Here is a 26,385-nt window from a genome sequence, read left to right as displayed (position 1 = left end):
CCTCACGGCTCTCAGGACTCCACCACGGGCAGCGTCATGAGCCGGCGGAAAGCCACCCGCGGTGCCCAGTCGGGCGTACGGCTCAATCGCAGGGCGGGGAACCGCCGGAGCACGCCGGTCAGCAGGGTCGTCGCCTCCAGCCGGGCCAGCGCGGCACCGAGGCAGTAGTGGATCCCGCCGCTGAAGCTCAGATGGGTGGCCTTGCGGCGGACGTCGAAGAGCGCGGGATCGATGTGGTGTGCGGGATCGTGGTTGGCGACACCGACCATGAGGTGCACCATCTGGTCCTTCTCCACGGGAATTCCCGCGAGTGTGGTGTCCTCGCCGGCGATCCGGCTCACCACATGCGTCGGGGAGTCATAGCGCAAGACCTCTTCGACGGCCGCCGGTATGCACTCCGGATGGGCACGCAGCCACCCCCTCTGCCAGGGGTGTTCGGCGAGCAGCCACACCATCGTGGACAGCAGGTTGGAGGTGGTCTCCAGGGCGGCCAGAACCACGAACAGAGCGAGCCGGTAAACCGCCTCGTCCGCGGCGTCCTGATGTGGTTCGAGTTCGTCCCAGGTCCGTATCCACGACGAGATCGGGTCATTTCCGGGCGCCCGGCGGCGTTCCCGTACCAAGGCGATGAAATACTCGCGCAGAGTGCGGGTCGCGGCGTCGGACTGCGCGAGCTGACTCGCCGTGGGCAGCAATTCCTGGGCGAAAACCTGGTCGTGAGTGAGTGACCGCAGCAGCGGATAATCGGCCGTCGGCAGACCGAGCCATTCCCCTATCGTCATCACCGGCAATTCTTCGCTGACCACGGAACCGAAGTCCGCCTCACCGTCCTTCAGTCTCTCCGCCAGCCGGTCGAGCAATTCCTCCGTATTACGCTCGACCGAATCCTTGATGGTATCCAGGCACTTACGGTCGAACATATTGCCCACCGACCGCCTGGCCCGCGTGTGGTGCGGCGGATTGAGGCCGGGCAGTGTGCTGGCCATCTGCTGCGAGGAAGGTGCCATCCAGCGGGTCGCCACACCCTGCCTGGCCCGCCAGCCACTGTCCGGCACCAGCCATGACCTGTTGCGCAACACGTGGTCACACAGGCCGAAAGAGGTCACCAGATGGCCGCCCCAAGGTGCCGGAACGATATCTCCCATCGATCGGAGTTCCGCGTAGTGCGGCAGCGGATTCGCTTGGCCGTCCGGTGTGCGCAGGCGGGAGAAAAGCCTTATCACAGATCGGCGGTCCACGGATGTGACCATGGGTGGGGCAACCACGGCGGATTCCACTGCGAGAACTCCTTCATTCAATGCATCAGGCCAGGACGACCAACCCTGACTACCCCGGTGATTGAACGTTTACGCCCGACGGAAACCGAACCGTTGTCGTGAATGTCACACCTTCCACCAAGAGAGGAACGAGCTCCACCATTTCCCTCGTTGCACCTCATTCTTGTCCTGCCCAGAGGCATTTTCCGTCGCGCGGCCACCCGTTGCCGGACCGGCGGACGGACGCCGCTCGGGGCGTACCGGGGTGAAGCGGGCGGGCAGGGCTTCCAGTGCGCGGTGGAACGGGCCGGGCCGCCAGGTCAGGCTTTCCGCGGGCAGGGCCAGATCGATGTCCGGCAGGGTGTTGAGCAGTTTCTCGATGGCCAGGACGGACACCAGCAGGGCGGGATCCTTGGCGGGGCAGGCGTGCGGGCCCGCTCCCCAGGCGAGATGCGCCCGCTTGCTGAGCATCTGACGGCCCGTAGACAGAGTCGGGTCGGTGTTGGCGGCCGCGAAGCTGATGACCACGGGTTCGCCGGCCGGCAGCTCGGCTCCCCCGAGTTCCATGTCGTGCACGGGGTAGTGCACGCCGTAGTTGGCTATCGGAGGGCTGTTCCACAGCACGTCGTTGATGGCGTCGTCGACCAGCAGTCCGGCCGCGCTCTGGTCGCCCACGTACTTCTCATCCGTCAACAGCAGCCGCAGCGCGCTGGCGATGATGTTCTGCGTGGGCTCCGTCCCCGCCGCGATCAGGGTGACGAGCTGGTGGACCATCTCCTCGTCGGAGAGCCCGGAGGGGTGCTCCATCAGCCAGGAGGTGATGTCCTCACCCGGCGAACGCCGCTTGAGCGCCACCAGTTCCAGCAGTGCTTCGGTCAGGACCTCGTTGGCCTTCTCCGCGTCGACGCCGTCGAAGATGCCCGATATGCCGAAGACCAGGCGGTCACCGATCTCGGCGGGGCAGCCGAAGAGGTCGTTGAAGACCAGCAGGGGCAGCAACTGGGCGTAGTCGGCGACCAGATCCACTCGGCCCCGGCTGCTGAACTGGCTGATGAGGTACGCGGCAACGCGGTCGACATGACGGCTCAGCCGGTGGGTGTCCACCCGGCCCAGGCTCGCCGTGACCGACTGACGCAGCCGCATATGGTCCGCACCGTCGGAGAACAGACAATTCGGCCGGTACATCATCATCGGCAGCACGGGGCTGTCCAGGGGTACGCGCCCCTCGTTCAGGGCGCGCCAACGGCGTGAATCACGCGCAAAGGTGTCCGGATTCTGCAGCACGTGGAGCGCCGCGGCGTAGTCCGTGACGAGTTCGGCCTCCACCCCGGGGGCGAGCTCGACCGGCGCGCTGGGTCCGTGCTGCCGCAGGACCTCGTAGAAGGCCTCGGGGGCTGCGGCGAATTCCGGCCCGTGCAAGGGAGTCCGCTGACCGTCGGCGTGTGCGGGGCAGCCGGGCGGTGGGCCCTGGAATTCCGAGTGAGATTGCATGCCTGAACTCCTAGTTGAGGCGGGACTGTAGATAACGGACGAGCGCGATCAGCGAATCCGCCGAGGAACGTTGGTCCCGTGCGTCACAGTTGACGACAGGCGTCTCAGGAAGGAGGTCCAGCGCCTCCCGGATCTCGTCGAGCGAATGCGTGGGGGTCCCGTCGAAGCGGTTCACCGCGATGGCGTAGGGGATTCCGTAGTGTTCCACCAGGTCCATGACAGGGAAGGACTCGTCGAGCCGCTGGGGGTCGACGAGGACCAGCGCCCCGAGCGCGCCGCGCGTCATGTCTTCCCACACCTGGACGAAGCGCTGCTGGCCGGGCGTTCCGAACAGGTACAGGACCAGCTTCTCGCTGAGCGTGAGACGCCCGAAGTCCATGGCGACCGTGGTCGTCGTCTTGTGGGGCGCACCTGTGGGGTCGTCAATTCCAGCCCCCGCCTGGGTCATTACCTCTTCGGTCCGCAGCGGAGGAATCTCGGACATGGTCCCGATGAATGTGGTTTTACCCACGGCGAAGTGTCCGACCACAAGGATCTTCGCCGCGGTCTGCACTGAATTGCGCAAGTACACGCCGTCATCCAAAGCGAGCCTGGAGCCCATTCAGCACCTCCTCAAGGATTTGCCGGTCGACAAGCTGAGCGCTCGGTATGGGCGCACGTGAATACAGATGGCCCTCCCGCGCGAGATCGGACACCAGAATCTTGACGACACCCACCGGCAGCCGGGTGTGCCCGGCTATCTCGGCGATCGAGAGAAAGCCCCCCGAACACAGCTCCAGCAGACGCAGCTTCTCCGGATCGAGGGGTTTCGTCCTGGGTGGTTCCGCCTGCACGGTGACCAGGGTGATCAGCGAGAATTCATTGCCGTCAAGAAGATCTCGGCCGTTGGTGATGACGTACGGCCGTACTAATTCCGCTGCTTCGTGTTCCAGCTCCGGCTCGTCATCGGTGGTCATGACTGAATATCAGCCCTCTCGCGCGGCGGGCTGGTCAGTGCCTTACCGAGCTGGCCGACAAGCTGCTGCATACGGAACGTGATCTCCGCCATGTCGACATCGGGAGAAGCCGAAACCGCGAGATACGCACCCTCGCCGGCCGAGATGAGAAAGACCCAGCCGTGGTCGAACTCGACCAGCGTCTGCCGCCATTGCGGCCGGCCGGTGGAGGCTGCACCGCCGTGACAGAAATCGGCGACCGTACGGCTCAGCGACTGCATTCCGCTCATCGCGGCGGCGACGGTGTCGGCGTGGTCCCGGCCGACTTCCTTGGAGCGGGCCATGAGCAGGCCGTCAGCGGAGACGAGAATGGCGTGCTGCGCTTCGGGCAATTCCAGAGCACTGTCAAGCATCCACGACAGATCGTAGTTCACTGAACCTCATGCCCTTCATTGCGTGCATTGGTGGAACGACGGCCGGATTGCGTGCCGCGCTGGAATGCCCCCATGACGGAAGCGGTCTGTGCGCTGTCGCGGGCCGGAGTTTGTGTGCTTTCGGAATCGGTCGGCACGATGGATATCGCACCGCGCCGGCGGCGCTTCGGCAGACCGCCGGCCGTCGTCTCGGGAGCCGACTGGGCCGGGGCCTGCTGCCCCATGGGCGCGGCCCCGGGATACGGGGGTGCCGCGGCCGGGTAACCGGGGGCCGCGGGGACCGGAGCAGGTCCGCCGGCAACCGGCTGACCAGGGAGGTTCTCGGGCGGCAACGGCGCGGATGCGGCCACGGCAGGACTCTCCTCGGGCTCGTGCTGGGACGTCAGTAGATCCTCGGGGAGCAGGACGACCGCGCGCACGCCGCCATAGGGAGAGGTGGAGTCCACCGACACACTGAAGCCGTAGCGGGCGGCGAGCACTCCGATGACGGTGAATCCGAACTGCGGCGGGTTGCCGAGGCTGGAGACACTGGCCGCGTTCTCGCTCGACAGCAGCCGGGCGGCCCGCGCCTTCTCCTCCTCGTTCATCCCGACACCGGCGTCGTCGACGACGATGCACACGCCCTTGGGCACCGGGCGGATATTGATCTCGATCATCGTTTCCGGCGCCGAATAGCTGGTGGCATTGTCCAGCAGCTCGGCGAGCACCAGGGCCACCGGCTCCACGGCGCGGCTCAGAATCGCGAAATTGCTCTGCGAGCGGATCTCGACACGCGTGAAATGCCGGATACGGCCCTTCGCGCTGCGCACCACATCGTAGAGCGAGGCATTGTGCCGCCGCCGGCCGAGCCAGCCGTCGCAGAGTACGGCGATGGACTGCGCACGCCGCGCGAACTGCGAGTTCATGTGGTCGATGTCGAGCAGATCCTGGAGAATCTTGTGCTCGCCGTAGGCCTCCTGCAGCTTGGAAATCGCCAGCTGCTGCTCGCCCGCAAGGCCCTGCAGCGTCCGCATGGCGGCCTTCAGCGTGGTCTTGGTGGCTTCCTCCGCCCGGTCCTTGGCCTCTTCCACAGCTTCCGCGTAGTGGTTTTCAAGAGTGGCGTAATGCTGCTTGAGCTCGGCCTGTTCTTGTCGGAGTTCCGTAATCTTCTTTCTGCCGCGAATAATCGCGGTTGCGGCGACAGGGGTACCAGCGATCAAACCCCAGAACGCTGGATCCTGGAAGTATTGCGTCATAGGACTCTCTTCGGACGACGGAGCCACCAGGTGTCGTATATCTGGCCATGACGTGGCGAATCGATCGCGCTCCCAGACATACGTGAACGGCCACGCACAGTCGCCTGCCAGAAAGCCATCAAAGGGCCGGCTAATGGCATAGTTCTCCCCGGGGTGGCGGTTTTCTTAGGCCAATGCGCGGAATTTCTTTCATGCCATATCAGGTGACTACCCCGTTGGCAAGTGCGATGATCTTAGCATCACAGCAACACCCCCCGTCCAACCGCGATCTGATCATGAGACAGGTGTGGTGTTCATTCAACAAAGGCTTGTTCGGGGATCTTTGGGAGCGTTGTCGGGCCCGGCGACTACGGGCCGGCTCATTCCTGACGGCTCGTTAACACGTGTTCACGTGACCTGGACCACGTCGTGCGCGGCAATTGTCAGCCGCGGTCAGCGATGCGGGGCGTCGTGGACATAAGTGATCTCGCTCCCGCGGACCCGGACGACGCGTACCGTCATGCCGCGGTCCGTCCCTTGCAGGTAGTGCGCCGTGCAATGGGTCCGCGCCCCCTTGACCGCACGCAGGTCCCTGGCGCAGTCGACCGAGCGCGGCCCCCGGGAGATCACCGGCAGCGACAGATGACCCGAGATGGAGCGGGCGACCTCGGCGCGCGGAACGGCATCGGTCGTCCCGTTCACCTCGCTGGTCGCGCCCCGCTCCCCCAGCCACTGGGTCCCCGCCGTGAGGCTGCCGCCCAGCAGCGCCGTGCCGGCCAGCGCCAGACCGACGACTCGCAGCTTCCGCACGGCTCTCCTTCCAACGGGCACACCCGTCATGCGGCGGCCACGCCCGCCGGCCGGGTCACGGACAATTCTTGCGGCCGGCCCGGCACCGGCAACAGGAGGACCCTCCCGTGCGACCACCCGGGCGACGGTGCGTCAAACCGACGGTACGGGGCCCTGCATCTGCTCGCTGATCCAGTGCAGTGAGTCGGCCATCCGCTGGATATAGGTGTGAGGGCTGTGCACGCCGCCCGGTATTTCGAAGAGCGTGGAGTGGACCGGCCCGCCGGTGTAGTCCTTGATGAAGCGCTTCACATCGGGGACCGCCGCCTCCTTGCTGCCGAGTTCGAAGGCCAGATAGACCGGCGGGCTCCGCCGCGCGGCCAGCCGCCGCGCCAGGTGGCGTGGGTCGTTGGCACGCATCTCCGCCGGGTGCCCCTGCCACATCGGCGAATCCGGCGCCGTGTCCGGGCCGTTGACGATGGCCGCCTTGAACTTCCGCGGCTCCTTGAGCACGGCCTTCAACGCGGCGAACCCACCCGACGAGGACCCCATGAAGGCCCAGCCGTCACGGCTCTTGTAGGTACGGAAGTTGGCTCGCGCGAAGTCCGGCACGTCCTCGGTCAGCCAGGTGCCCATCTTCGGCTGCCCTGGTATGTCGCTGCCGTCGTAGTACTTCCTGCCGGGGTTCAGCACCGGCATCACGACGATGAACGGCAGTGTCTTGCCCTGCCGCGACCACCGGGCGATCCGCTCCTGCAGCGCGAAGGCGTCCCCGGCCCAGTAGTTGAACGGATAGCCGTACGCGCCGGGCAGCGCGATCAGCACCGGGAAGCCGCTCGCGGCGTACTGCGCCTGGTGGTACTCCGGCGGCACCCAGACCCAGATGTCCCCGGTGAAACCGGACTTGCGCCCGTGCCACTTCGTCGTCACGACCTCGGTGCCGTCCCCCGCCGTACGGAACGGGGTGAAGGAGGAGCGCGGGCCCCGCGGCACGGCCACCCGGGGCTTGCCGTTGCGGGCGTCCGCGGCGTGGACCTGCAACTGCGGCACGCTCGAGGCGTCGACGAAGTCCCGGCCGTCGCCGCAACCGGCCAGCAGCCCCAGGGCCACCACACTCGCCGCAGCACGGACACGCAGGCGCTTCATCGGGACGTACTCCTCGGGTACTCGGGCCGGCCGCGGACAGCCACGCTGCCACTGCCACGCCGGTCGAAAGACACCACTTTAAGATCGCCCGACGGGTCCTCGACGCCCGCCCCCTGCGCCGTGACCTGGTGCTCCGCCCGCCCCGGGGCCCGTGGAGACCTCGCGTCGCGTCAAATACGGCGCCGGGGTTTCCCTCGTTCGATGCGCCCACTCGTTCCTTACCGGACGGTCGGTTCTGGCATCGTGGGTGCCCAGTTCGGAAGGGCGCGGCACTGTGCCGTGGTTGGGGATGACCGATGACCGCGTGGGCCGATCACCGGCCACTGCCCGGCGTAGTGGGGCGGGCCGTTGAGCATGAGCAGGTGTCCGGGCTGCTGAACGGTGCTTCGCTGGTGACGCTCACCGGTGCCGCCGGGGTGGGCAAGAGCGTGCTGGCCCGCGCCGTCCTGGAGGAGCACACCGCTCGGCACGGCGGCACCGTCATCCGGGTCGGCTGCTGGGACGGACTGGCCGAGGGCGGTCCGGCCGAGGCGCTGCTCCGGGCGGCGGGGCAGGCGGACACCGTCTGCCGGGACACCGCCCGGCCCCTCGCCCGGCAGGCGGCCGACCCCGGTCCCGGCGCACCGCCGCCCGTTGGGGCGGACCGGACGGATGCCACCACGGCCCGCACTCCCCCGGGCGCAACGGCCCTCGCGGCGCTGGCCGCACACTGCCGCCGGCAGCGCGCGACCGTGCTGCTGGACGACTGCGACCCGGTGCTCGCCGAGTGCGCACAGCTCGTACGGCGGCTGCTGCGGGCCGATCCGTCGCTGCGCATCATGGCGACCGCGCGGGGCCCGCTGGGACTGGCCGAGGAGCAGGTAGTCGACCTGGCGCCGCTGCCGGTGACGCTGGGCGAGGGGATCGCCGGACCGGCGGTCGAGCTGCTGGCCACCCGGGTCGCCGGCACCGGGACGGCAGCCGCGGCGCCCGAACTCCTGGTCACGGTGTGCCAGGCACTGGAGGGCTCACCGCTGGCGATCGCCCTGGCCGCGCACCAGTTGGACCGGATGTCCCTGCCGCAGCTCGCAGCGCAGGTGGGCACGGACGGTCCGCTGTTCTACTCCGGGCCGGCGGCAACCGTGCGGCACACCTCGCTGCACGCCGCGCAGGCCGCGGGCTACGCCCTCTGCTCGCCCACCGACCGCCGGGTGTGGGCCAGGCTCTCGGTGCTGCCCGGCGACTTCGACCCCTGGCTCGCCGGATGCGTGTGCACCAGCAGTGACGTGCCTGCGGCGGCGGTCGACGGTGCGCTGGAACGGCTCCGTACGGCCTCGGTCGTCGAACGCGTACGGGACGCGGGCGGCGCGCACGAGGACACCGGGGCCGCACTGCCGCCGCGCTACCGACTTCCGCGCGCCGCCCGGGACTTCGGGCGGACGCAGCTGCGGGAGGCGGGCGAGGAGTCCGCGGCGCTGCGACGCTTCCGGCAGGCCTGTGCGGCCCTCGCGGCCGAGGCCCAGATCACCTGGCAGGGACCGAACCAGCAGGTCGCCGTGCGGCTGGTGGAGGACGAACGGGCCAATCTCGATGCGGCGCTGACCCGGCCGCCGCAGGACGCGGAGGATGCGCTCGGCGCGCTGGAGATCGCGGTGTCCCTGTGGTTCCACTGGGCGGCCTGCGGCTTCCGCCGGGAGGGACGGGCCCATCTGGACCGCCTGCTGCTGCTCTCCCGGGACGACACCGCGCTGCGGGCCCGGGCGCTGTGGCTGGCCGGCTATCTCGCCGCGCAGGAACATTCGCCCGCCGCCGCGGAGGCCCTGCTCGGCGAGGCCTGGACGGCGGCCGTGATGCATGCGGACTCCGACGGACTGGCCCGTATCGCGCATGCGCACGGCGTGCTGGAGCTGTACCGCGGGAACACCGCGGCGGCCATGGCGTGCCTGGAGGAGGCGGCCCGGCACCACTCCAGGGATCCGTGGTTCGGGCCGGGTCCCGCCCACAGCTGGGCGCTGCTCGCCATCGCCCTGGCTCCGCTCGACGCGGAGCGGGCGCGGACGGCGGCCCACCGCGCCTGGGAGACCCGGCACTGCGACGGCGATTTCTGGCTGTACTCGACGGTCCTCTACGCCCGTGCGATGACCGAGAGCGCCCATGGGAAGCCGACGGCGGCGCTGCGCGCCTGCCACAAGGCGCTGGTGGCCAAGAAACTCATCGGCGACCCGCTGTTCATCGCGGGGGTACGCCACATGCTGGCGGGCCTGCGCCGGACGGTGCGCGGCGGGACGGCACGGCCGGACGCCGACGAGGAGACGCCGTGGTGGCAGCGCGGCGGTCCCGGCGTCAGGGCCCGGCCGTTCTTCTCACGGTTGCGGGCCGGCTCCTGAGGGCCGGGCCGTCCGCGGCGTGCCGCCGGGGAACACGCTGGGTGACGCGCCGACCGCGTTCGGGATGCGGGAGCGGGGGGCCGGTCGCATGCTGGGAGGCATGAAGCGTGCCCCCGTGATCGTGCATCCGCCCTGCACCGGTGGTCGCCGTGTGTCGCTCAACGGACAGGATCTGGGCCGGGCGCTGCGGCCCGGTGACGTGGCCGCGATACTGCGCCGGGCCGGATTCGGCACCGCGAACTTCGTCTGGGACGACACCGGACTCTTCGAATGGCGCGACGGCGGGCCCGATGTCTGGCTGATGCCCTGACGTACGGGCCGCCAACGAGCCCGCGGCACCGGCTGAGTTGTGCCGGGTGAGCCGCGGACCGCCGTGGAGGGCGGTACGGACCCGCGCTGCGTCCCGGGGAAGTCAGTCGACCGTCGCGGTGACCGGTTCCTCCGCCGCCTCGCGCGCGGCGGCCGCCTTCTTCGCGCGGTACTTCATGAGGAGGAAGGACCCGGCGCCGAACAGCAGGGCGGCGACCAGCCCGAGCCAGGAGAAGCGCTTGAGCCACTCCTCGGCGATCATGCCCACGCTGTAGATCAGCGCGGTCGTACCACCGGCCCAGATGATGCCCCCGAGGACGTTGGCGATCAGGAACTTCCAGTACGGCATCTTCAGCACGCCGGCGAGCGGTCCCGCGAAGATGCGCAGCAGCGCGACGAAACGGCCGAAGAAGACCGCCCACATACCCCACTTGTCGAACTTCGCCTCGGCCATGGCGACATGGTCCGGGCCGAAGTGCTTGGGGAACTTCCGGCCCGCCCACTGCAGCAGGGGCTGGCCCCCCTTGCGTCCGATCAGATACCCGACGGAGTCACCGAGGATCGCACCCGCGGAGGCACAGGCACCCAGCACGACCGGATTGATGTGGTCCTGGGTCGCCGCGAGAATCGCCGCGCTGACGAGGACGATCTCGCCGGGCAGCGGAATGCCCACGCTCTCCAGTCCGATGACCACCCCCACCAGGAGGTAGACGCTCACGGCCGGTACGGTCTCGAGCCACTCCTGGATGTGCAACGCCGCTTCCTCCGCTGGTGTAGGGCCCCGTGGGCCGGGCGCCGGCAGCCATGACACCGGCGCCGGTCGATCCCCTGGCGCGCCTCGGCACGCCCGGGAAGCGTACTCGATGGCGCCGGCGGAGGGCCGAATCCGAGTGCGCTGCGCAACACCTGTTCCCGCGGCCCGGTCCGGGGGCCGAGCGCCCCCTCGGAAACGGCGACGGCCCGCCGTGCGCGGCACGACGGGCCGGGGAAACCCCGCTGTGAATCAGCTCACTTGTTGGGGCGCAGGGTCCACACGATGCTCATCTCGCCGGTGACGGCGCCGTCCTCGCGGGTGATGGCGATGTTCACGGGGAACTCCGGGCGCTCGCCGGCGTCGAGCTCGGCGACGACCTCGGCCACCGGCCGGCCCAGCTCCGCGGTGGCGGTGACCGGCCCCATGGCGAGCTTCTTGTAGCCGATCTCGGCGCGCACGGCCAGCGGCACCGCCCGGCCGAGCTGGTCACCGAAGGCCGCCATCACGATGGCGCCGCTCGCCGACTCGGCGAGGGTGAACATCGCGCCGGCGTGCGGTCCGCCGACGTGGTTGTGGAAGTCGGCCTGGTCGGGCATGCGGACCACGGCGCGCTCGGCGGTGGTCTCGGCGAACTCGAGGTTCAGGGTGCGGGCCATCGGCACGGAGGCCGCCATCATTGCGCCGATCGACGGCAGGGTCTCGGAGGACATGGGCGTCATGTTACCTAGCGGTAGCTTAGGTGTGAAGGGGCGGTCGCGCTCCGCCGCCGGACCGACCGGACGCCGCGGCCCCGCGACAGCGCCCTCCGGAGATATCCGTGTGCGGCCCACGTAACGCCTTGCCTGTCCTTGACCCCCGGCGCAGGAGGTGCGCCGGGGGTCCGCACCGCTCCGCCTTCGCTGTGCCGTTGTCCTGGCCGCATGGGCGGTCGCCGACCGACTGCCCCGGCACCGCGTGATGGTCGCCGCGAACGCCCTCAGCTGCGTCTCCCAGGGCCTGTTCGCACTGCTCGTCCTGACCGGTGAGCCACGGCTGTGGCAGGTGGTGTGCTGGCGGCCCTCGCGGGCACCGTGGGCGGCGCCCTCATGATGACCCGGGTCACACCGCACCGCCTCCCGCTCACCGGTTCGCTGTGCGTCTTCCCGCTCGCCCTCCCGTCCGCCGCGCTCGCCGTGCCCCTCCCCGCAACCGGGCTCGGCGTGATCATGTTCGGCACCGGGGTCGCGGTCGAGGTCTTCTCGATGGCGTGGATGACGGCGCTGTACCAGGAGATCCCCGAGGAGAAGTTCTCCCGGGTCTCGTCGTACGACTGGCTCGGGTCCCTGGCCATGGTCCCGCTCGCCACCGCGCTGGCCGGCCCCGTACAGGACCTCATCGGCCGGCAGGGTGCGCTGGGGGGCTGCTGCGCCGTGATCGTGCTGCTGACGGGGGCGGTGCTGTGCGTGCCCGACGTGCGGCGGCTGACCCGGCGGCCGGCTCCGGAGCCGGCCGCCACAGGGGCGGTCCCCCGCGCGGCCGGAGCCACGGAACCGCACACCGCGGAGGCGGAGTGACCGGTCGTCGCGGCCCTGCCCGCCCGCGGCGGACCGCGCTCAGCCGACGCTGAAAGCGCCGTCGGGCGGCATGGGGGACGCCACCGCCTCGGCATCGCGTACGGGTACCGCATCCGCGATCAGCCGCCGCAGCGCCGCACCGTGCTCGACGCGCGCCGGGAACGCGTCGCCGGCCGTCCGCCGGGCCAGTGCGGCGACGGGGAGCGGTGCGCGCGAGGCGAGCAGCACCGCATTGCCGAACCGGCGGCCGCGCAGCACCGACGGCTCGGCGATCAGTGCGAGATGGTCGAAGACCGCGGCGAAATTGGCGAGTTGGCCGCGCAGGAAGCCGAACGGCGCGCCGTCCGCGAGGTTCGCGGCGTAGCAGCCGTCCGGTCGCAGCACCCGGGCCGCGGCCCCGGCGTACTCGACCGAGGTGAGGTGCGCCGGCACTCGCGAGCCGCCGAAGACATCGGCCACGATGACATCGGCGCTGCCCTCCGGCGCGGCCTCCAGCGCCCTGCGGGCGTCCTCGGCGTGCACCGTGATCCCGCAGTCGCCGGGCAGTGGAAGATGTTCCTTCACCAGGGCGAGCAGCCCGCGGTCGGCCTCGATGACATCCTGCCGGGAGTGCGGACGGACGGCGGCGACATAGCGCGGCAGGGTCAGCGCCCCGCCGCCCAGGTGCAGCACATCGAGCGGCCGGCCCGGGGCGGCCACCTCGTCCAGGACGTATGCCAGCCGGCGTACGTACTCGAATTCCAGCTGGGTCGGCGCGTCGAGGTCCACGTACGACTGGGGTGCACCGTCCACCGTGAGCAGCCAGGCGCGCGGGCGGTCGACGTCCGGCAGCAGCTTGGCCGTGCCGCAGTCCACGGTCCGGGTGACGGGTATCGGCTCGGGTGCTTCGTCCACCGTCCCATTGTGCCGGTGCGGCCACGGTGTCCCGGCCCCGGCCGTCGCGGGCACCGGTCGCCGGCGCGGCCCCGCCCTGGCCTGGCCTGGCCTGGCCAGTGCGCGCCCGCCATCGGGGCTTCCTCGCTGCGCGGCCGACCGCCCGCGCAGCGTGGCGCAGCGGTGAGCCCTCGTACCCGTTCGTCCGGGCGAGCAGTCTCGCACCCACCCGTCCGCGGCGACCGGAGGCGGCTGCGCCCGGCACCCCGAGAGGTGCCGGGCGCAGCCCGCCGGCCTGCGGTGCCTACTCCCCGACGGTGCGCACCGTGCCCGCGCCGACGGTGCGTCCGCCCTCGCGGATGGCGAAGCCCAGGCCCCGCTCCAGCGGCACGTCCCGGCCCAGTTCGACCGACACCGTCACCGTCTCCCCGGGCCGGGCGACGCCCCGCTCGCCGAGGTCGAGGTCGCCGACCACGTCCGCGGTACGGATGTAGAACTGCGGCCGGTAACCGGTGGACAGCGGCGTACGGCGGCCGCCCTCCTCGGTGGAGAGCACATACACCTCGGCGGTGAAGCGGCGCCGCGGTGTGACGCTGCCCGGTGCGGCGACCACGTGCCCGCGGCGCACCTGGTCGCGGTGCAGACCACGCAGCAGCAGCGCGACATTGTCCCCGGCCTCGGCGGATTCCATGGGCTTGCCGAACGTCTCCAGCCCGGTGACCGTCGTCTCGGTCTCCGCGCCGAGCACCGCGACCCGGTCGCCGACCCGCACCGTGCCGCGCTCGACGGCTCCGGTGACGACCGTGCCGCGGCCGGTGATGGTCAGCACGTTCTCCACCGGCAGCAGAAAGGGCGCGTCGACATACCGCTCGGGCATCGGGACATAGGTGTCGACGGCGTCCAGCAGCGCGTCGATCGCCGCCGTCCAGCGCGGGTCGCCCTCCAGGGCACGCAGCCCCGAGACCCGTACGACGGGCACGTGCTCCCCGTCGTAGCCGTGCGCGCTCAGCAGTTCGCGCACCTCCAGCTCCACCAGGTCGGTGAGCTCCGGGTCGCCGGCGTCGGCCTTGTTGAGGGCGACGACGATGTGCCGGACGCCCACCTGCTTGGCGAGCAGCACATGCTCGGCGGTCTGCGGCATGATCCCGTCGAGCGCCGAGACGACGAGGATCGCGCCGTCGAGCTGCGCCGCGCCGGTCACCATGTTCTTGATGAAGTCCGCGTGGCCGGGCATGTCGACGTGGGCGTAGTGCCGGGTGCCGGTCTCGTACTCGACATGCGCGATGTTGATGGTGATGCCGCGGGCGGCCTCCTCCGGGGCCCGGTCGATCCGGTCGAAGGGCACGAACGTGCCACTGCCGCGCGCGCTGAGGACCTTGGTGATGGCCGCGGTCAGCGTCGTCTTGCCGTGGTCGACGTGGCCCATGGTGCCGATGTTCACGTGCGGCTTGGTGCGCACGTATGCCGTCTTGGGCATGGTGTTCTTCCTCGCAACGATGCGGTGAGAACGGCGACTTGGCGCCGTGGGGACCCCTGAACCCGGCCGACCCTCCCCCTGCGGGGTCCGCCGGACGATCCGGAGAGGGTCAGCTTCGTGCGCCGTCGGCCGCTGCGGCGGCCGGGACGGCGACCGCTGCGACGGCAGTGACTGCGGGAACGCAGGCGGCGATGGCCGCGAGGAAATCGACGGCAGCCTTCGGCTCGTCCGCGACTGCGGACGGGAGCGGGAGGAAGGCGTACCGGAACATGCGCCCTATGGTGCCGGGTGCCCGCCGCCGCGTCGACCGATTTATCCGGCCGCCGTCCCGATACGCCTGGAGGGGGCAGCCGGCCGCCGGTGTACCCGGCGATGCGTCAGGACGCACCGATGCCCGGCGGCTCACGCACCGTCGGCACCGTTACGGCTCCCCGGCAGCCCCGTCGGTTAGGCTCCCGGGGTGTTCCCACCCGCCGCAGCGCCCGCCGGCCTCACCGCGCGCTGCACGCGCGCGCTGTTGTCTCCCCGGTCCCGGCTGTGCCTGCTGCTCACCCTGCTGGCCTGCGGCGCGGCCGTGACGCTCTGGTGGCAGCCGCAGCATCTGCTGACCGGCGCCCACCCCGCCGGGTCGGCCGGCCCTGCCGCCCTGGCGCTCTTCGCCCTGGCATACGGCGCGTGCACCAGCGCCTTCGTCCCGCGCCCGGTCCTCAATCTCGCGGCGGGGGCCCTCTTCGGCAGCCAGGCCGGGCTGGCCACCGCACTGGCCGGCACGGTGCTGAGTGCCGCGCTGACGTTCGGGCTCGGCCGGCTGCTCGGACAGGACGCCCTGCGCCCGTTGTTGCGCACCCGCTGGCTGACGGCCGCCGACCGGCAGCTGAGCGAGCACGGCTTCCGCTCGATGCTGGTCGTCCGGCTCTTCCCCGGCCTGCCGTTCTGCGCCATGAACTACTGCGCCGCCATCTCCCGTATGGGCTGGGGCACCTACCTGGCCGCCACGGCACTCGGCAGCATCCCGAACACCGCGGCCTACGCCGTGGCCGGCGCGCGGGCTTCGACGCCCACCTCACCGGTGTTCCTCGCGGCCATGGCCTTCATCGCCCTCAGCGCTCTGGGCGCGCTGGTGGTGGCGTGGTGCAAACGCAAGGCGCTCCGCGAGGACTGACCGCGGGTCGGGCGGGCACCGCACGTCCAGGACCCTTTGGCCGCCCGGACATCTTCGGGCGTTACGCTGCCCCCTGTCGGCGATGAACCGCATCCGCCGCCACCGACCGTTTTCTCCCCTCTTGCGCAGGTCAGCGCCTGACCACCCTTGGATAGCGTATTTTCCATGTCTTGGTTTGAATCATTCGTCCTCGGACTCGTCCAAGGGCTGACCGAGTTCCTGCCGATCTCCTCCAGTGCGCACCTCCGTCTGACGGCGGCGTTCGCGGGCTGGCAGGACCCCGGTGCGGCGTTCACCGCCATCACCCAGATCGGCACCGAAGCGGCCGTCATCATCTACTTCCGCAAGGACATCGGGCGGATCATCTCGGCCTGGGCGCGCTCCCTCTTCCACCGGGAGCTGCGACACGATCACGACGCCCAGATGGGCTGGCTGGTGATCGTGGGCTCGATCCCGATCGGCGTCCTGGGCATCACGCTCAAGGACGCCATCGAGGGCCCGTTCCGCGATCTGCGGCTGATCGCCACCACCCTCATCGTGATGGGCGTGGTCCTCGGCATCGCCGACCGCCTGGCCGCCCGTGACGAGACCGGCGGCCGGCACCGGGCCGCCAAGCAGCGCAAGTCCCTCACGGATCTCAGCGTCAAGGACGGTCTGCTGTACGGCATATGCCAGGCCATGGCGCTCATTCCCGGCGTCTCCCGCTCGGGCGCCACGATCAGCGGCGGCCTCCTGATGGGCTACACCCGCGAATCCGCGGCCCGCTACTCCTTCCTGCTCGCCATCCCGGCGGTATTGGCCTCCGGCGTCTTCGAACTCAAGGACGCGGGCGAGGGCCACGTCTCCTGGGGCCCCACCCTCTTCGCCACGCTCATCGCCTTCGCCGTCGGCTACGCCGTCATCGCATGGTTCATGAAGTTCATCTCCCACAAGTCCTTCATGCCGTTCGTCATCTACCGCATCCTCCTGGGCATAGCCCTGTTCGCCCTGGTCACGGCGGGGACCCTGACGCCGCACGCGGGCGAGACGGCGGGCTGAGAGGGCATGGTCACGCGCTCGGGAAGGGCGGGCCTGTGACCGACCCGGCGGGCACTGAGCGAATCAGACGCCCAGGGGACTCATGGCCCAGGGGCTCGGAGGATCAGGAGATCAGGGGATCAGTACACAGTGGTTCTCGATCACCCTGCCGCTGCGGTCCAGGCCACCGCAGACGGCCAGTCGCGGATACGCCCTGATCTCGCGGTTGACGACGAACCGCCACCGCGACACGTTGGCCTTGCGGTTCCCGTAATCGCCCACGAAGGCGCGCAAGGTCCCCGGCAGTCCGTCCCGCGTCGTGACGGTGATGTCCTGGACGTAGTCGCGCCCCTGGTAGGCCGTGGCCACGCAGATGTAGGTGCCGCAGGTGGACTTGACCTCGGCGCTCGCCGGTGCCGCGGTCGCCAGCCCCAGCGCGCTGACTGCGGCGAGGGCCGCCCCGACCGCCGCCGAGCGCCGCCGTGCAGTGGTCACCGGCCGGACGCTCTCCTGTCGCGTGTGCATCACAAGACCCCCCTTGGCTGCTTGCGGTCGGCTGACCGCACCCCTCCCCACACTGTCGCGGGCCCGCCCGGATTCGACAAGTAGCAAGAGAATTACGGAGCGCTACGACCGGCGATGGCTCACGGGGTGGCAGCCGTCAGCGATAGCCGGTGTCATCAGCGGTAAGGCCCCGGTCCTGGACCTCCACGACGTAGCGCCCCGACCGGCTCCGGCCCGCCCTCTTCTCTTCTTTCTCTCTCCCTTTTCTCCCGCCTCTCTTCGTCCCCTCTTCGTCCCCTCTTCGTCCCCGCTCAGGAATTCCGGCGGGGACGCGTCGCCCTCGGCCGGGCCGGTGCCGGCCTGCGAGGCAGGGTGGGTACGTCTCGCAAGTGCATCGTGTGGGGTCAAGAACTGAGGTGGTATTGGGCCCAGGGCTGATGGGAGGGTGCGGCATCCTCGTGGGAGGGCGCGAGGGTCCCCCACGGGGCGAGAGCGTTGTCCCATTCCGAGGCCAGGGCGGTCATGTCCGGGACGGACTCCGCGGGCGGCATCGTGCCGGTGTGCCAGGCGGACGCCATCTGGTGCCCCGAGGGCGCGGCGTTCCAGGAGTTCGTCTGCTGTGCGGGGATGGTGTATTCGGACTCGTGCACATCGCCGGGGCCGCGCCGGTGGCGTCCCGCGTGGCTCTCCGCGGGGCCGGGGTAGAACCGCCCCTGGGCCGAGAGTTGTTGGGCGCGGGTGACCAGGCGGGTGAGGTCGAGCCCGAATTCGGCGGCGAGTTCGCGCAAATCCACGCCGGTCTGCCAACTGCCGATGAGGACCGCGTCCATCGCCGGCGACCAGCTCTGTTCCGCTGCCCCAGGGCCGCCGGCACCTTCGCGGGGCAGGCCGGTGGGACGTGTTCCGGCAATCGGGTTCTGGTGAGAATATTCGGCGGCGGGATCGGGCGCCGGTGAGACCTCTTCCGGTTCCCGCGGTGGCGCGGCGGGAGTGGCGGCCGCCAGCAGTTCCTCGGCGACCGCTCGGGCGTCGTCCTTGCCCACCGTGCGCCGGGCGATCCGTACTTCCCGCTCGTTCAAACCGAACAGACCGGCCACCGCGCCGGTGCTGCCCACCGTGACCGCGAATGCCGCCAAAACCCGTGACCGGTCCGCCTGCGCCTCGTCAAGTCGGGCCTGCGCCTCGCGCACCCGCTCATCGCCCAGACAAAACGCTTCTGCCAGCACGGCGTTGCGGTCCCACAACTCTCTAGGATCCATACCCATTCAACGGCTCTTGGTCAGAGGTGTCCCGACCCGGCCCAGCAAAGCACCCCAAAGCACTCATCGAACCACCAGATGACAATCACCCCGGCGCCCGGCCGGCGACCGCCCCCGGTCTGGTCGGGATGTCATATTCCCTGGTCACACGCTTGCGTAACTACTCAGCGCCGGTTGTCGGTGCCATGGGTTATTGTCATGATCGATGACATTTTCATAGTTCCATGTGCTCATGGGGGGGCCATGACTCATTTCTCCCGTATCCCGTCCCGCGTCGCGGGGGCGCTGCTCACCGGAGCCGTGCTGTGCGGCACGGCGGCCTGCACGACGTCAGGCGACCACACCGCCGCGTCGGGGAACATCAACGCCGCACCGGTCGCCGCGGTGCAAAAGGCCGTCGACAAGGGGGCCAAGCTGAACTCCGTCTCGTACCAGCTCTCCGGCAGGGTCCCGGGGCAGGGAACGGTCGACGGCAAGGTGTCGTTCAGCATGCGTCCGCGCGCCATCGACATGCGGATGAAGGCCTCCGGAGGCAAGGAGGAGGGCGAGTTCTCGGTGCGGCTCGTCGGGGACGCGGTGTATCTCGGCGGGGGCGGGAAGGCGACGGCCGCGTTGGGCGGCAAGCACTGGATCAAGTTCGCCATGAAGGACAAGGGGGCCGACGCCCTCGGGGGGATGCAGCAGCAGGCAGACCAGGACCCGGCGGCGCAGGCGTCCTTGCTGCCCCAGTCCGACGACGTCAAGAAAGTCGGCGAGGAGACCGTCGACGGGGTGCGGACCTCGCACTACGCCGGTGTGGTCGAGGTGGCGGATCTGCTGAACAAGCGGGGCGCCAAGAGCGCGCTGGATGCCGAGCGCCGCAAGAAGGTGATCGAGCAGTATCAGCAGCTCGGGGTGAGCAAGCTGACGCTCGACATATGGATCGGCCCCGGCGACCGCACCGTGAAGTTCCGTGAGCGTGCGCAGGCGGCCCAGGGTCCGCTGGACGTGAGCATACGGTTCTTCGACGTCAACAAGCCGGTCAGGGTCCAGGTGCCGCCCGCATCCGACACGGTGGATCTGGGGCAGAAGCTCAACGAAGCCGGAAGGCGCCTGGGTTAGGGGGCGTGGGGCGGCGCGGCCTGGCTGTGTTGGCCGGACAGGGTGCCGCCGCGTGGTGCGGGCTCGTCGAGGTGCGGCAGGCCGATCGGGTTGGGGAAGGGCAGGACATCCGCGGCCAGGAGGCGCCGGACCAGGGGTTCGAGCGTATGCAGCAGCCGCTCGGTCTCCGCCTCGGGCAGCGGGTGCAGCAGGCGTCCGGCCAGCCGGTCGGTCGCCGCCTCGATGCGCTCGCGTTCTTGCCGGCCGTGTTCGGTCGCGTCGCCCCGTGCGTCCACGAGGCCGCGGGCGCGCAGCCGGTCCGCCGCGTCCGCCCACTCCTCCTGGCTCCAGCCGCGGTCCTGCCGCATGGTGTCTCGGGGAACGCGCCCCGAGGCGACGGCCAGGACCAGTGCCTCGCAGCCGTCGAGCCCTTCGTCAGCGAGCACGGCGAGATGGGCGTCGCCTCTGAACTCCCTTACCGCGGTGACCAGTTGCCACAGGCGCTCGACAGGGTCGGCGTGGTCGCACAGCGCGCGGTTGGCGGCGAACAGGGGACGGGCGAGGGGCGGTGCCTCGTCGACGATCGTCTGGAGCGGGGGCAGCACCGCGGCTGCCGTGCGCTCCAGCCCGGGGTCGATCGCGCGCAGCGCCTGGGCCGCGCGGCTGCCGCGCTCGTCGAGGACATGTGCCGGGCTGACGACGCGCCAGGCCGCGGGCAGCGCACGGGCCACCATCCCCGGGGCGAACACTCCGAGTACGGCCGTGGCCGCCGCGGGCTCCACCGCTCCCAAGGGCGCCGTACGCGAGGCGAAATAGCCCATCCAGAAGCCCTTGAGGCCGAGGTCCTTGCCCAGGCGGCGGCACCTGTCATCGAAGTAGCAGACCGCATGCAGCGGCTCGGACACCAGCCAAAGCGATCGTGCGTGCAGCTCCATGCCCGCACGCTACCGCCGGCCGACGCCTGCTGCACCGCATCCGCGGCGCGAAGGCCGCCCGTACCGGTGCCCTCGGCGCAACCGACCCGAATCGAGGACCAGTGGCAACACCCGGCAACGCAGAGATCATCAGCAGTGTGCTCGACCGCATCACGGCCGGCTATGTCTTCCCCCGGCGCGCCGCGGAGGTCGACCGGGCCCTGCGCGCACGGCTGGCGGCCGGTGAGTACGACGAGCTGAGCGGTGCCGCGCTCTGCGAGGCGGTCACCGGACATCTGCAGGCGGTCTGCCCGGACAGGCACCTCAGGCTCTTATGGCAGGACGAGCCCCGGCCGCTCACCGCACCCGCGGACGAGGGGGCGGGCCGGGCGGCGTTCCTCGCCCTGATGCGGGCCGAGAACCATGGCATCCACCGCACCGAACAACTCGACGGCAACATCGGCTATCTCGACGTGCGCTGGATAACCGATGCCAGGGAGGGCGCCCACGCGATCGGCGCGGCCATGGAGCTGGTCGCGCGCACCCGTGCCCTCCTTTTCGATCTGCGGAAGTGCCGGGGCGGCTTCCCCGCCGGCGCCGCGATGTGGTGCAGCTATTTCTTCCCCGACGACGAGGTTCACCTCAACGACATCTACGAGCGCTCCACCGACTCCACCCGGCAGTACTGGACGCTCCCGTATCTGCCCGCACCCCGCTATCTCGGCCGTCCGGTGTATGTGCTCACCAGCGCGACCACCTTCTCGGGCGGCGAAGAGGTCGCGTACACCCTGCAGGCCCAGGGGCGCGCCGAGGTGGTGGGTGAGACGACGGGAGGCGGTGCGCACCCCACCGCCCGTCATCCGGTGACGGAGCACATCACGGTCACCGTGCCGACGGCCCGGACCGTCAACGCCGTCACCGGCACCAACTGGGAGGGCGTCGGGGTGCAGCCGGATCGTGCCGTACCGGCCGAGAAGGCGCTCGAGGCGGCACACGGAGAGGCGAGGGAGCGGTGGGGCCAGCGGTGAAGATCCGGCGGAGGCAGCACGCGCCAACGACAGGGAACGGTGTGCGGGAGCGAGAGGCGCCCGACGGCGGTCCGGCGTCAGCCGTCGGTGCGGCCGCCCGCTCCGAAGCCCGACTCCCAGGCCCACAGGTGGGTGCAGTTGGGACACTGCAGATGCAGGACGCTGCCCTTGTGCGACAGAAGGTAGCGCCAGTGGTCACCGCAGGTGCGGCCGTCGAGGCAGTTGCCGCAGTCCTGGTGGTCCTGGCAGCGGGGGCACGGTACCCAGGCGCGGCGGCCGATGTCGGCGGTCGGGTCGAGCGGCAGCATGCTCAGCCCTGCCCGGGGCCCGGCAGCACCTCGGCAGCGACCAGCATGTCGTAGGTGGCCTGCTGCTCCGCGTCCAGGCCCGAGTAGAGGAGCCGGTAGGCCTCGTCCTCGCCCTCCACCACCGCGATGGGGTCCCAGGTGTCGCCCAGCGCCGCGAGGACTTCGGCCCGCCGCCGGGCTTCGTGGGCGGCGAGGTCGAGCTCGAATATCTGGTGGTCAGAGGTGTTGCGGTCGTTCATGATGCGCGTCCTGTGCCACTTGCGGATGATGCGGACGTGTCTATCAAGCCGGGCGGCACTGAGGAAGCGTCAGGCGGAGCGGAGCGGGCCGGAGACCACTGGAGTGCAGGGTCGGTAGCTCAACGTGACGAAATGCAGGGGATATATCGGGCGTAAGCAGGGCCCTCGCTGAAGCGCTGGATGCCGTATGCCGGATTTTGCTAGGAATTCGGGGGGAATCCGAGGCGTGACGTAATTCATCCCTGTGGTGTCGGATCCTCCCTGCGGAAGTGGAGCGTGTCCGGCCGCTCCGCTGCCGGGGTGCGGGCCGCCTCAGGGAGCGCCGGCGCCCCCGGCAGTGGACGGTGACCGGGTAGGCAGGCGCCGTACCGCGACCGCGGCGGCGTCGTCGCCGAGCCTGCCGTCCGTGTGGGCCAGCAGATCCGCGCGCAGCCGGCGCAGGACCTGCTGTGGACTGCCGTCGCCCCAGGCCCCGGCGCGCTCGGCAAGGGGGTAGAAGGCGCCCTTGTGGTCGCGGGCCTCGGTCACCCCGTCCGTATAGAGCAGCAGCAGATCTCCTGGCGCGAAGGGGAAGGTCTCGACCTCGTAGCCCGGGGCGCCGGGCAGGCCACCGAGGCCGATCGGCAAGGCGGTCCGCTCGCCGTGCAAGGGGACCGGCGCCTGCCCCGCGCGCAGCAACAGCGGGGGCGGGTGACCGCAGTTGATGATGCGCAGCACGGGCCAGCGGTCGGGGAGGTCCAGCAGCACGGCGGTCGCGAAGGTCTCCTCGCTGTCGGCGACGGAGTCCGGGCCGGGGGCCGGGGCGACGGGGAGGAGGCCGTCGTTGCTGTCGGGGGTCGGTGCGGGCGCCGGCTCCGCCCCGGCGTCGGCGCCCGGCGCCTCGTACCACTGGCTGCTGTCCCAGCGGACGGCGCCGTCGAGGTGGACGGCCAGCCTGGGCAGGGTGGCCTGCCGGTGGGCGGCTGCCCGGAAGGCGCCGAGGAGAAGGGCGGCGTCACCGTAGGCGGGCAGCCCCTTGCCCCGGACGTCGCCGATGATCAGCCGGGTGCTGCTGGCGGTGCGCGCCGCCGCGAACAGATCGCCGCCCATCTCCGCCTCCTCCTCGGCGGCCAGGTAGAACGAGGCGATCTCCAGGGCACCACTGCGCGCGGGCAGCGGCCGGAGCAGCACCTGCTGGGCGACCGCAGCCACCGAACGGCTCTGGGTGAGCCGCCGCTCGTTGCGGTCCCGTACGACGGTGAAGAGCACGACCAGGCCGGAGACGACCACCAGCGCGACGATCTGGGTCTGCAGATTCGCGGTGAACAGCACCTGGCGCGCGATGCCGATGAACACCTGGGCGGCCACCGCCAGCGCACCGATCGCGGCCGTCAGGCGGGGCCCGGCGAACGCGGCGGTGATCGCGGGAGCCGCGACGAGGAGCGGCCCCAGATGGATGTCGGGCGGCGCGAGAGCATCGATCACACAGACCGCCGCGATGAGCCCGATCGGGATCAGCACCAGGGCGTGGGCCAGTTCCCGTCGTCCGTGCAGCGGTGTCCGCCAGGGAGGGGGCATGCCTCATGTTTGCACTGGGGTGAGCGAAATGCCCGGATCACCCCAGTCACGCCGCCGCCCCGCCCCCTATTCCGGCGCCCGGCCTCTCGCCGCTGCCTCACCTCCCGTTACCGGGCGCCTCTCGCCGCAGGGCCGCGATGAGGAGATCGAGCGCGGGCTCGATCGCCGAGCCCGCCATGCGCGGAAGGTGGTCCCGGACGCGGTGCAGGCTGGGGAACTCCTCCGCGGGCAGACCGGCGTACCCGTCCCGCCAGGCCTGCTCGTCCGCCACGCGCTGGGCAGGAGCCAGCCGCAGCACGCCGGCGTCCAGTGCCGCGTGGCCCAGGGCGGTGTCGACCAGTGCGTGGTAGTGGCGGACGGCGGTGGCCTCGTCGAACCCGGCCTGGAGCAGCAGCCCGATGCCCGTGTCGACCGCGCGCTGCTCATGGGGCCGGCCCGTGACCCGGACGGTGCTGAACACGGCGATCTGCGGGTGGCGCAGTGCGGAGCGGTAGGCCCGCAGACCCAGGTCGCGCAGGTCGGCGGCCCAGTCGCCGCTGCGCGCGAAGCCGTCCATGGACTCCCCGATGAGGCGGTCGGCCAGCGCCAGCAGCAGATCCTCGGTGTTGCGGAAGTAGCGGTAGACGGCGGAGGGATCGGCACCGAGCGCCGCACCGAGTTTGCGCACGGTGAAGGCCTGCGCCCCCTGGGCGTCGATGAGTTCGCAGGCGGCGTCGACGATGAGATCGGCCGACAGGACCACGCCGGAACTGGTCGGCCGGCGCCGCTTGCGCTCGACCGGGACGCGCTCGCTCTCCACCACGCCGAACCCCTCCGCATCGCTCAGCCCCGGCCCCCGGGCCCTCTCGGGCCAGTTAACCACCAGGTTACGTCAACACCGTTGACACAAGGATGAACGGCCTGTTTCATCGGCGGACATACACGGATCACCGCGGTGCCGTATCCCGCACCACCCCCTTCCGTACGACGCAGCCGGCCCGCTACCCCGGGCCCGGTCCGCGCCGTCCTGCCCCGCCCCACCCGCACCTCCGCGTCCCCCTGGCCCGCCCGAGACCGGTCCGGCCCGCAGCCCAAGGAGTGAGTGCCATGCCTTCCGCAGTGCAGCAGGACCCCGGCCCGGCGAGAATGCGCCGCTCGCTGGGGGTGAAGGACGGGGTGGCGATCGCCGCGTCGAGCACCGCCGCGACCACCAGCATCGGCATCGGTATGGGCACCCTGGCCGCATATACGGGACGGCAGACGCCCGCCCTGTTGCTGCTGGCCTTCCTGCCCATCCTCGGGATCGCGCTGTCGTACGCCCGGCTCAACCGCACCGAGCCGAACTGCGGCAGCGGCTACACCTGGGTGGGCCGGTCCATCGGCCCCTGGCCCGGGTTCCTGACCGGGTGGGTGGTGCTGGTCGGAAGCGTGATCTTCATGGCCTATACGGGTGCGGTGACCGGCTCCGTGGTGCTCCAGCTGCTCAACAAGCTGGGCCTGCACAGCATCGGAGGGATTCGCCTGGATCCGGCCTCGACCGGCATCAGCACCGCCGTCGGGCTGGTCGCGCTGGTAACCGTCACGGTCACGGCGATCACGGGGGTGCGCACCGCGACCCGGCTGCAGATGTGGCTGCTGATCTTCGAGTACGCGGTCCTGCTGCTCTTCTGCGGCTACGCCCTCGCCACCGGTGACCAGCCGTTCTCGCTCTCCTGGCTCAACCCGTTCGAGATCTCCTCGCCCCAGGCACTGGCCCAGGGGATGGTGCTGGCGGTGTTCTTCTACTGGGGCTGGGACGCCGCGTTCAGCGTCAACGAGGAGACCCGCAGCTCCACCGACGCGGCCCGCGGCGGACTGATCGCGCTGGTGGCCATGCTGGGACTGTTCCTCATCGGTTCACTCGCCTTCCAGCGGGTGATGAGCACGGACGAGCTCATCCACAACGGGCCGCAGGCACTCACCTTCCTCGGCAGCTCACTGGCGCCGGAACCCTGGGCCTCGCTGCCCCTGGCCGCCCTGATGTGCTCGGCCTTCGCTTCTCTCCAGTCGAACGTCATCCCCACCGCCCGCGGCACGCTGGCCATGGCCCGCGACCGCACCCTGGGCCCGGTCTGGCAGCGGGTGCACCCCCGCTACGGCTCCCCCGCCGTGGGCACCCTGCTGATCATGGCTCTCGCAGCGCTGCTCGCCGTGCTCGCGGTCGGCATCCCCAAGCTCAACGACATGATCCTGACCGCCGTGAACTCGATAGGCCTGACCGTGGCCCTCTACTACGGACTCACCGCCCTCGCCTGCGCGGTGCGCTTCCGTGCCGCCCTGCGCGACGGAGTGGTGCGCGCGCTGCGCGATGTGATCGTCCCCGCGGTGAGCGCGCTGACGCTGTTCGGGCTCGGCGGCTATCTCGTCTGGGACTACGCGACCATGAGCGACCACTTCGAGGCGACCCCGGACAACGGCTGGTTCATGCTGCTGCTGCCCGCGCTGTTCATCGCGCTGGGCCTGGCCACCGCCGCCTGGGCCAAGTGGGTCCGCCGCGCCCCGTACTTCCGTACCGGCCAGGGGACGGACGCCGACGCGATCAGCCTGCCGATGGACGCGGAAGCCGCCGCGCTCCCCCACCCGTCGGAGGGCTGACCGCCCCGCCCCTCCCTCGGCCCGCCTGCCTCGGTTACGGCATCCGCCACAACCACCACCACGGCACCCGCTACGACACCTGCCACGACCACCGAGCGATCCGCACG

The 26,385-nt window shown here is 70.5% G+C and carries 27 protein-coding genes and 1 pseudogene; 8 read left to right on the top strand and 20 right to left on the bottom strand.

Going from position 1 to position 26,385, the window contains the following annotated elements:
- Nucleotides 1-11 precede the first annotated feature (11 nt).
- The 8 genes from ABZ851_RS12405 to ABZ851_RS12370 all read right to left on the bottom strand — a co-directional run bounded on the left by ABZ851_RS12405 (nucleotide 12) and on the right by ABZ851_RS12370 (nucleotide 7,265).
- Nucleotides 12-1,250: a cytochrome P450 gene (locus ABZ851_RS12405; protein WP_361126213.1), complete on the bottom strand. Its 1,239-nt coding sequence runs from the start codon at nucleotides 1,248-1,250 to the stop codon at nucleotides 12-14.
- A gap of 132 nt (nucleotides 1,251-1,382) precedes the next feature.
- The gene (locus ABZ851_RS12400; protein WP_361125294.1) at nucleotides 1,383-2,747 is read right to left on the bottom strand and encodes a cytochrome P450; all 1,365 of its coding nucleotides are present in this window, start codon (nucleotides 2,745-2,747) and stop codon (nucleotides 1,383-1,385) included.
- 10 nt (nucleotides 2,748-2,757) lie between these two features.
- Nucleotides 2,758-3,348, bottom strand: a complete 591-nt coding sequence (locus ABZ851_RS12395; protein ID WP_088801398.1) for an ATP/GTP-binding protein — start codon at nucleotides 3,346-3,348, stop codon at nucleotides 2,758-2,760.
- Entirely contained in the window at nucleotides 3,323-3,703 is a 381-nt protein-coding gene (locus ABZ851_RS12390) for a DUF742 domain-containing protein (RefSeq protein WP_088801397.1), read from the bottom strand. Before ABZ851_RS12390 ends, ABZ851_RS12395 begins: the two co-directional genes overlap by 26 nt.
- On the bottom strand, nucleotides 3,700-4,116 hold the full coding sequence (locus tag ABZ851_RS12385) for a roadblock/LC7 domain-containing protein (protein WP_361125291.1): 417 nt from the start codon (nucleotides 4,114-4,116) through the stop codon (nucleotides 3,700-3,702). The genes ABZ851_RS12390 and ABZ851_RS12385 overlap by 4 nt, the downstream gene beginning before the upstream one ends.
- Nucleotides 4,113-5,351 carry an ATP-binding protein gene (locus tag ABZ851_RS12380; protein WP_361125289.1) on the bottom strand — a complete coding sequence of 413 codons (1,239 nt, stop codon included), beginning with the start codon at nucleotides 5,349-5,351 and terminating at the stop codon, nucleotides 4,113-4,115. Before ABZ851_RS12380 ends, ABZ851_RS12385 begins: the two co-directional genes overlap by 4 nt.
- Nucleotides 5,352-5,783: 432 nt before the next feature.
- Nucleotides 5,784-6,140, bottom strand: coding sequence for a DUF4333 domain-containing protein (locus ABZ851_RS12375; RefSeq protein ID WP_361125287.1), 357 nt, complete (start codon nucleotides 6,138-6,140; stop codon nucleotides 5,784-5,786).
- Nucleotides 6,141-6,272: 132 nt separating this feature from the next.
- Nucleotides 6,273-7,265, bottom strand: coding sequence for an alpha/beta hydrolase-fold protein (locus ABZ851_RS12370; RefSeq protein WP_361125285.1), 993 nt, complete (start codon nucleotides 7,263-7,265; stop codon nucleotides 6,273-6,275).
- A gap of 296 nt (nucleotides 7,266-7,561) precedes the next feature.
- Here ABZ851_RS12370 and ABZ851_RS12365 point away from each other — a divergent pair, with 296 nt between their 5' ends.
- Nucleotides 7,562-9,631, top strand: coding sequence for an AAA family ATPase (locus ABZ851_RS12365; protein ID WP_361125283.1), 2,070 nt, complete (start codon nucleotides 7,562-7,564; stop codon nucleotides 9,629-9,631).
- A 100-nt stretch (nucleotides 9,632-9,731) separates the two neighbouring features.
- On the top strand, nucleotides 9,732-9,941 hold the full coding sequence (locus ABZ851_RS12360) for a hypothetical protein (RefSeq protein WP_164993110.1): 210 nt from the start codon (nucleotides 9,732-9,734) through the stop codon (nucleotides 9,939-9,941).
- Nucleotides 9,942-10,043: 102 nt separating this feature from the next.
- Here the strand turns inward: ABZ851_RS12360 and ABZ851_RS12355 are convergent, their stop codons facing one another.
- Nucleotides 10,044-10,694, bottom strand: coding sequence for a DedA family protein (locus ABZ851_RS12355; protein WP_361125281.1), 651 nt, complete (start codon nucleotides 10,692-10,694; stop codon nucleotides 10,044-10,046).
- 254 nt (nucleotides 10,695-10,948) lie between these two features.
- Nucleotides 10,949-11,404, bottom strand: a complete 456-nt coding sequence (locus ABZ851_RS12350) for a DUF4442 domain-containing protein (RefSeq protein ID WP_361125279.1) — start codon at nucleotides 11,402-11,404, stop codon at nucleotides 10,949-10,951.
- A gap of 339 nt (nucleotides 11,405-11,743) precedes the next feature.
- Here ABZ851_RS12350 and ABZ851_RS12345 point away from each other — a divergent pair.
- Nucleotides 11,744-12,166: pseudogene (locus ABZ851_RS12345) on the top strand (MFS transporter); the annotation flags it as partial.
- Between the two features lie 120 nt (nucleotides 12,167-12,286).
- On the opposite strand, the gene ABZ851_RS12340 reads toward ABZ851_RS12345, so the two are convergent.
- From ABZ851_RS12340 to ABZ851_RS12330, 3 genes are all read right to left on the bottom strand, one after another.
- Complete coding sequence (locus ABZ851_RS12340) at nucleotides 12,287-13,141, bottom strand: fused MFS/spermidine synthase (RefSeq protein WP_361125277.1); 855 nt, start codon at nucleotides 13,139-13,141, stop codon at nucleotides 12,287-12,289.
- 283 nt (nucleotides 13,142-13,424) lie between these two features.
- On the bottom strand, nucleotides 13,425-14,597 hold the full coding sequence (gene tuf / locus ABZ851_RS12335) for an elongation factor Tu (RefSeq protein ID WP_093491089.1): 1,173 nt from the start codon (nucleotides 14,595-14,597) through the stop codon (nucleotides 13,425-13,427).
- Between the two features lie 109 nt (nucleotides 14,598-14,706).
- Nucleotides 14,707-14,868 carry a hypothetical protein gene (locus tag ABZ851_RS12330; protein ID WP_177164734.1) on the bottom strand — a complete coding sequence of 54 codons (162 nt, stop codon included), beginning with the start codon at nucleotides 14,866-14,868 and terminating at the stop codon, nucleotides 14,707-14,709.
- A gap of 189 nt (nucleotides 14,869-15,057) precedes the next feature.
- Here ABZ851_RS12330 and ABZ851_RS12325 point away from each other — a divergent pair, with 189 nt between their 5' ends.
- Together ABZ851_RS12325 and ABZ851_RS12320 are read left to right on the top strand one after the other, a co-directional pair.
- On the top strand, nucleotides 15,058-15,759 hold the full coding sequence (locus ABZ851_RS12325) for a VTT domain-containing protein (protein ID WP_361125275.1): 702 nt from the start codon (nucleotides 15,058-15,060) through the stop codon (nucleotides 15,757-15,759).
- A gap of 165 nt (nucleotides 15,760-15,924) precedes the next feature.
- Entirely contained in the window at nucleotides 15,925-16,797 is an 873-nt protein-coding gene (locus ABZ851_RS12320; protein ID WP_361125273.1) for an undecaprenyl-diphosphate phosphatase, read from the top strand.
- A 111-nt stretch (nucleotides 16,798-16,908) separates the two neighbouring features.
- Here the strand turns inward: ABZ851_RS12320 and ABZ851_RS12315 are convergent, their stop codons facing one another.
- Complete coding sequence (locus tag ABZ851_RS12315; RefSeq protein WP_336053618.1) at nucleotides 16,909-17,301, bottom strand: hypothetical protein; 393 nt, start codon at nucleotides 17,299-17,301, stop codon at nucleotides 16,909-16,911.
- Between the two features lie 383 nt (nucleotides 17,302-17,684).
- On the bottom strand, nucleotides 17,685-18,545 hold the full coding sequence (locus ABZ851_RS12310) for a hypothetical protein (protein WP_361125271.1): 861 nt from the start codon (nucleotides 18,543-18,545) through the stop codon (nucleotides 17,685-17,687).
- Nucleotides 18,546-18,782: 237 nt separating this feature from the next.
- Here ABZ851_RS12310 and ABZ851_RS12305 point away from each other — a divergent pair, with 237 nt between their 5' ends.
- Nucleotides 18,783-19,640 (top strand): hypothetical protein, encoded by an 858-nt coding sequence (locus ABZ851_RS12305; RefSeq protein ID WP_361125269.1) that lies wholly within the window; start codon nucleotides 18,783-18,785, stop codon nucleotides 19,638-19,640.
- On the opposite strand, the gene ABZ851_RS12300 is transcribed toward ABZ851_RS12305, so the two are convergent.
- Nucleotides 19,637-20,554, bottom strand: coding sequence for a hypothetical protein (locus ABZ851_RS12300; protein ID WP_361125268.1), 918 nt, complete (start codon nucleotides 20,552-20,554; stop codon nucleotides 19,637-19,639). The two genes, ABZ851_RS12305 and ABZ851_RS12300, sit on opposite strands and share 4 nt — an antisense overlap.
- Nucleotides 20,555-20,655: 101 nt before the next feature.
- On the opposite strand from ABZ851_RS12300, the gene ABZ851_RS12295 reads away from it, so the two are divergent.
- On the top strand, nucleotides 20,656-21,561 hold the full coding sequence (locus ABZ851_RS12295; RefSeq protein WP_361125266.1) for a S41 family peptidase: 906 nt from the start codon (nucleotides 20,656-20,658) through the stop codon (nucleotides 21,559-21,561).
- A gap of 77 nt (nucleotides 21,562-21,638) precedes the next feature.
- Here ABZ851_RS12295 and ABZ851_RS12290 read toward each other — a convergent pair whose 3' ends face one another.
- The 4 genes from ABZ851_RS12290 to ABZ851_RS12275 form a co-directional block, all read right to left on the bottom strand.
- Complete coding sequence (locus ABZ851_RS12290) at nucleotides 21,639-21,869, bottom strand: hypothetical protein (RefSeq protein WP_361125264.1); 231 nt, start codon at nucleotides 21,867-21,869, stop codon at nucleotides 21,639-21,641.
- Between the two features lie 2 nt (nucleotides 21,870-21,871).
- Nucleotides 21,872-22,108, bottom strand: coding sequence for a DUF6400 family protein (locus ABZ851_RS12285; protein ID WP_336053626.1), 237 nt, complete (start codon nucleotides 22,106-22,108; stop codon nucleotides 21,872-21,874).
- A 312-nt stretch (nucleotides 22,109-22,420) separates the two neighbouring features.
- Nucleotides 22,421-23,665 (bottom strand): PP2C family protein-serine/threonine phosphatase, encoded by a 1,245-nt coding sequence (locus ABZ851_RS12280; RefSeq protein ID WP_361125262.1) that lies wholly within the window; start codon nucleotides 23,663-23,665, stop codon nucleotides 22,421-22,423.
- Between the two features lie 97 nt (nucleotides 23,666-23,762).
- Nucleotides 23,763-24,527, bottom strand: a complete 765-nt coding sequence (locus ABZ851_RS12275; RefSeq protein ID WP_361125260.1) for a helix-turn-helix domain-containing protein — start codon at nucleotides 24,525-24,527, stop codon at nucleotides 23,763-23,765.
- 224 nt (nucleotides 24,528-24,751) lie between these two features.
- On the opposite strand from ABZ851_RS12275, the gene ABZ851_RS12270 reads away from it, so the two are divergent.
- Complete coding sequence (locus tag ABZ851_RS12270; RefSeq protein WP_361125258.1) at nucleotides 24,752-26,278, top strand: APC family permease; 1,527 nt, start codon at nucleotides 24,752-24,754, stop codon at nucleotides 26,276-26,278.
- Nucleotides 26,279-26,385: the final 107 nt, after the last annotated feature.

It is taken from the genome of Streptomyces sp. NPDC047049, from assembly GCF_040643995.1.
Lineage (GTDB): Bacteria > Actinomycetota > Actinomycetes > Streptomycetales > Streptomycetaceae > Streptomyces > Streptomyces mooreae.
This window is presented reverse-complemented; position numbering and strand designations above follow the sequence as displayed.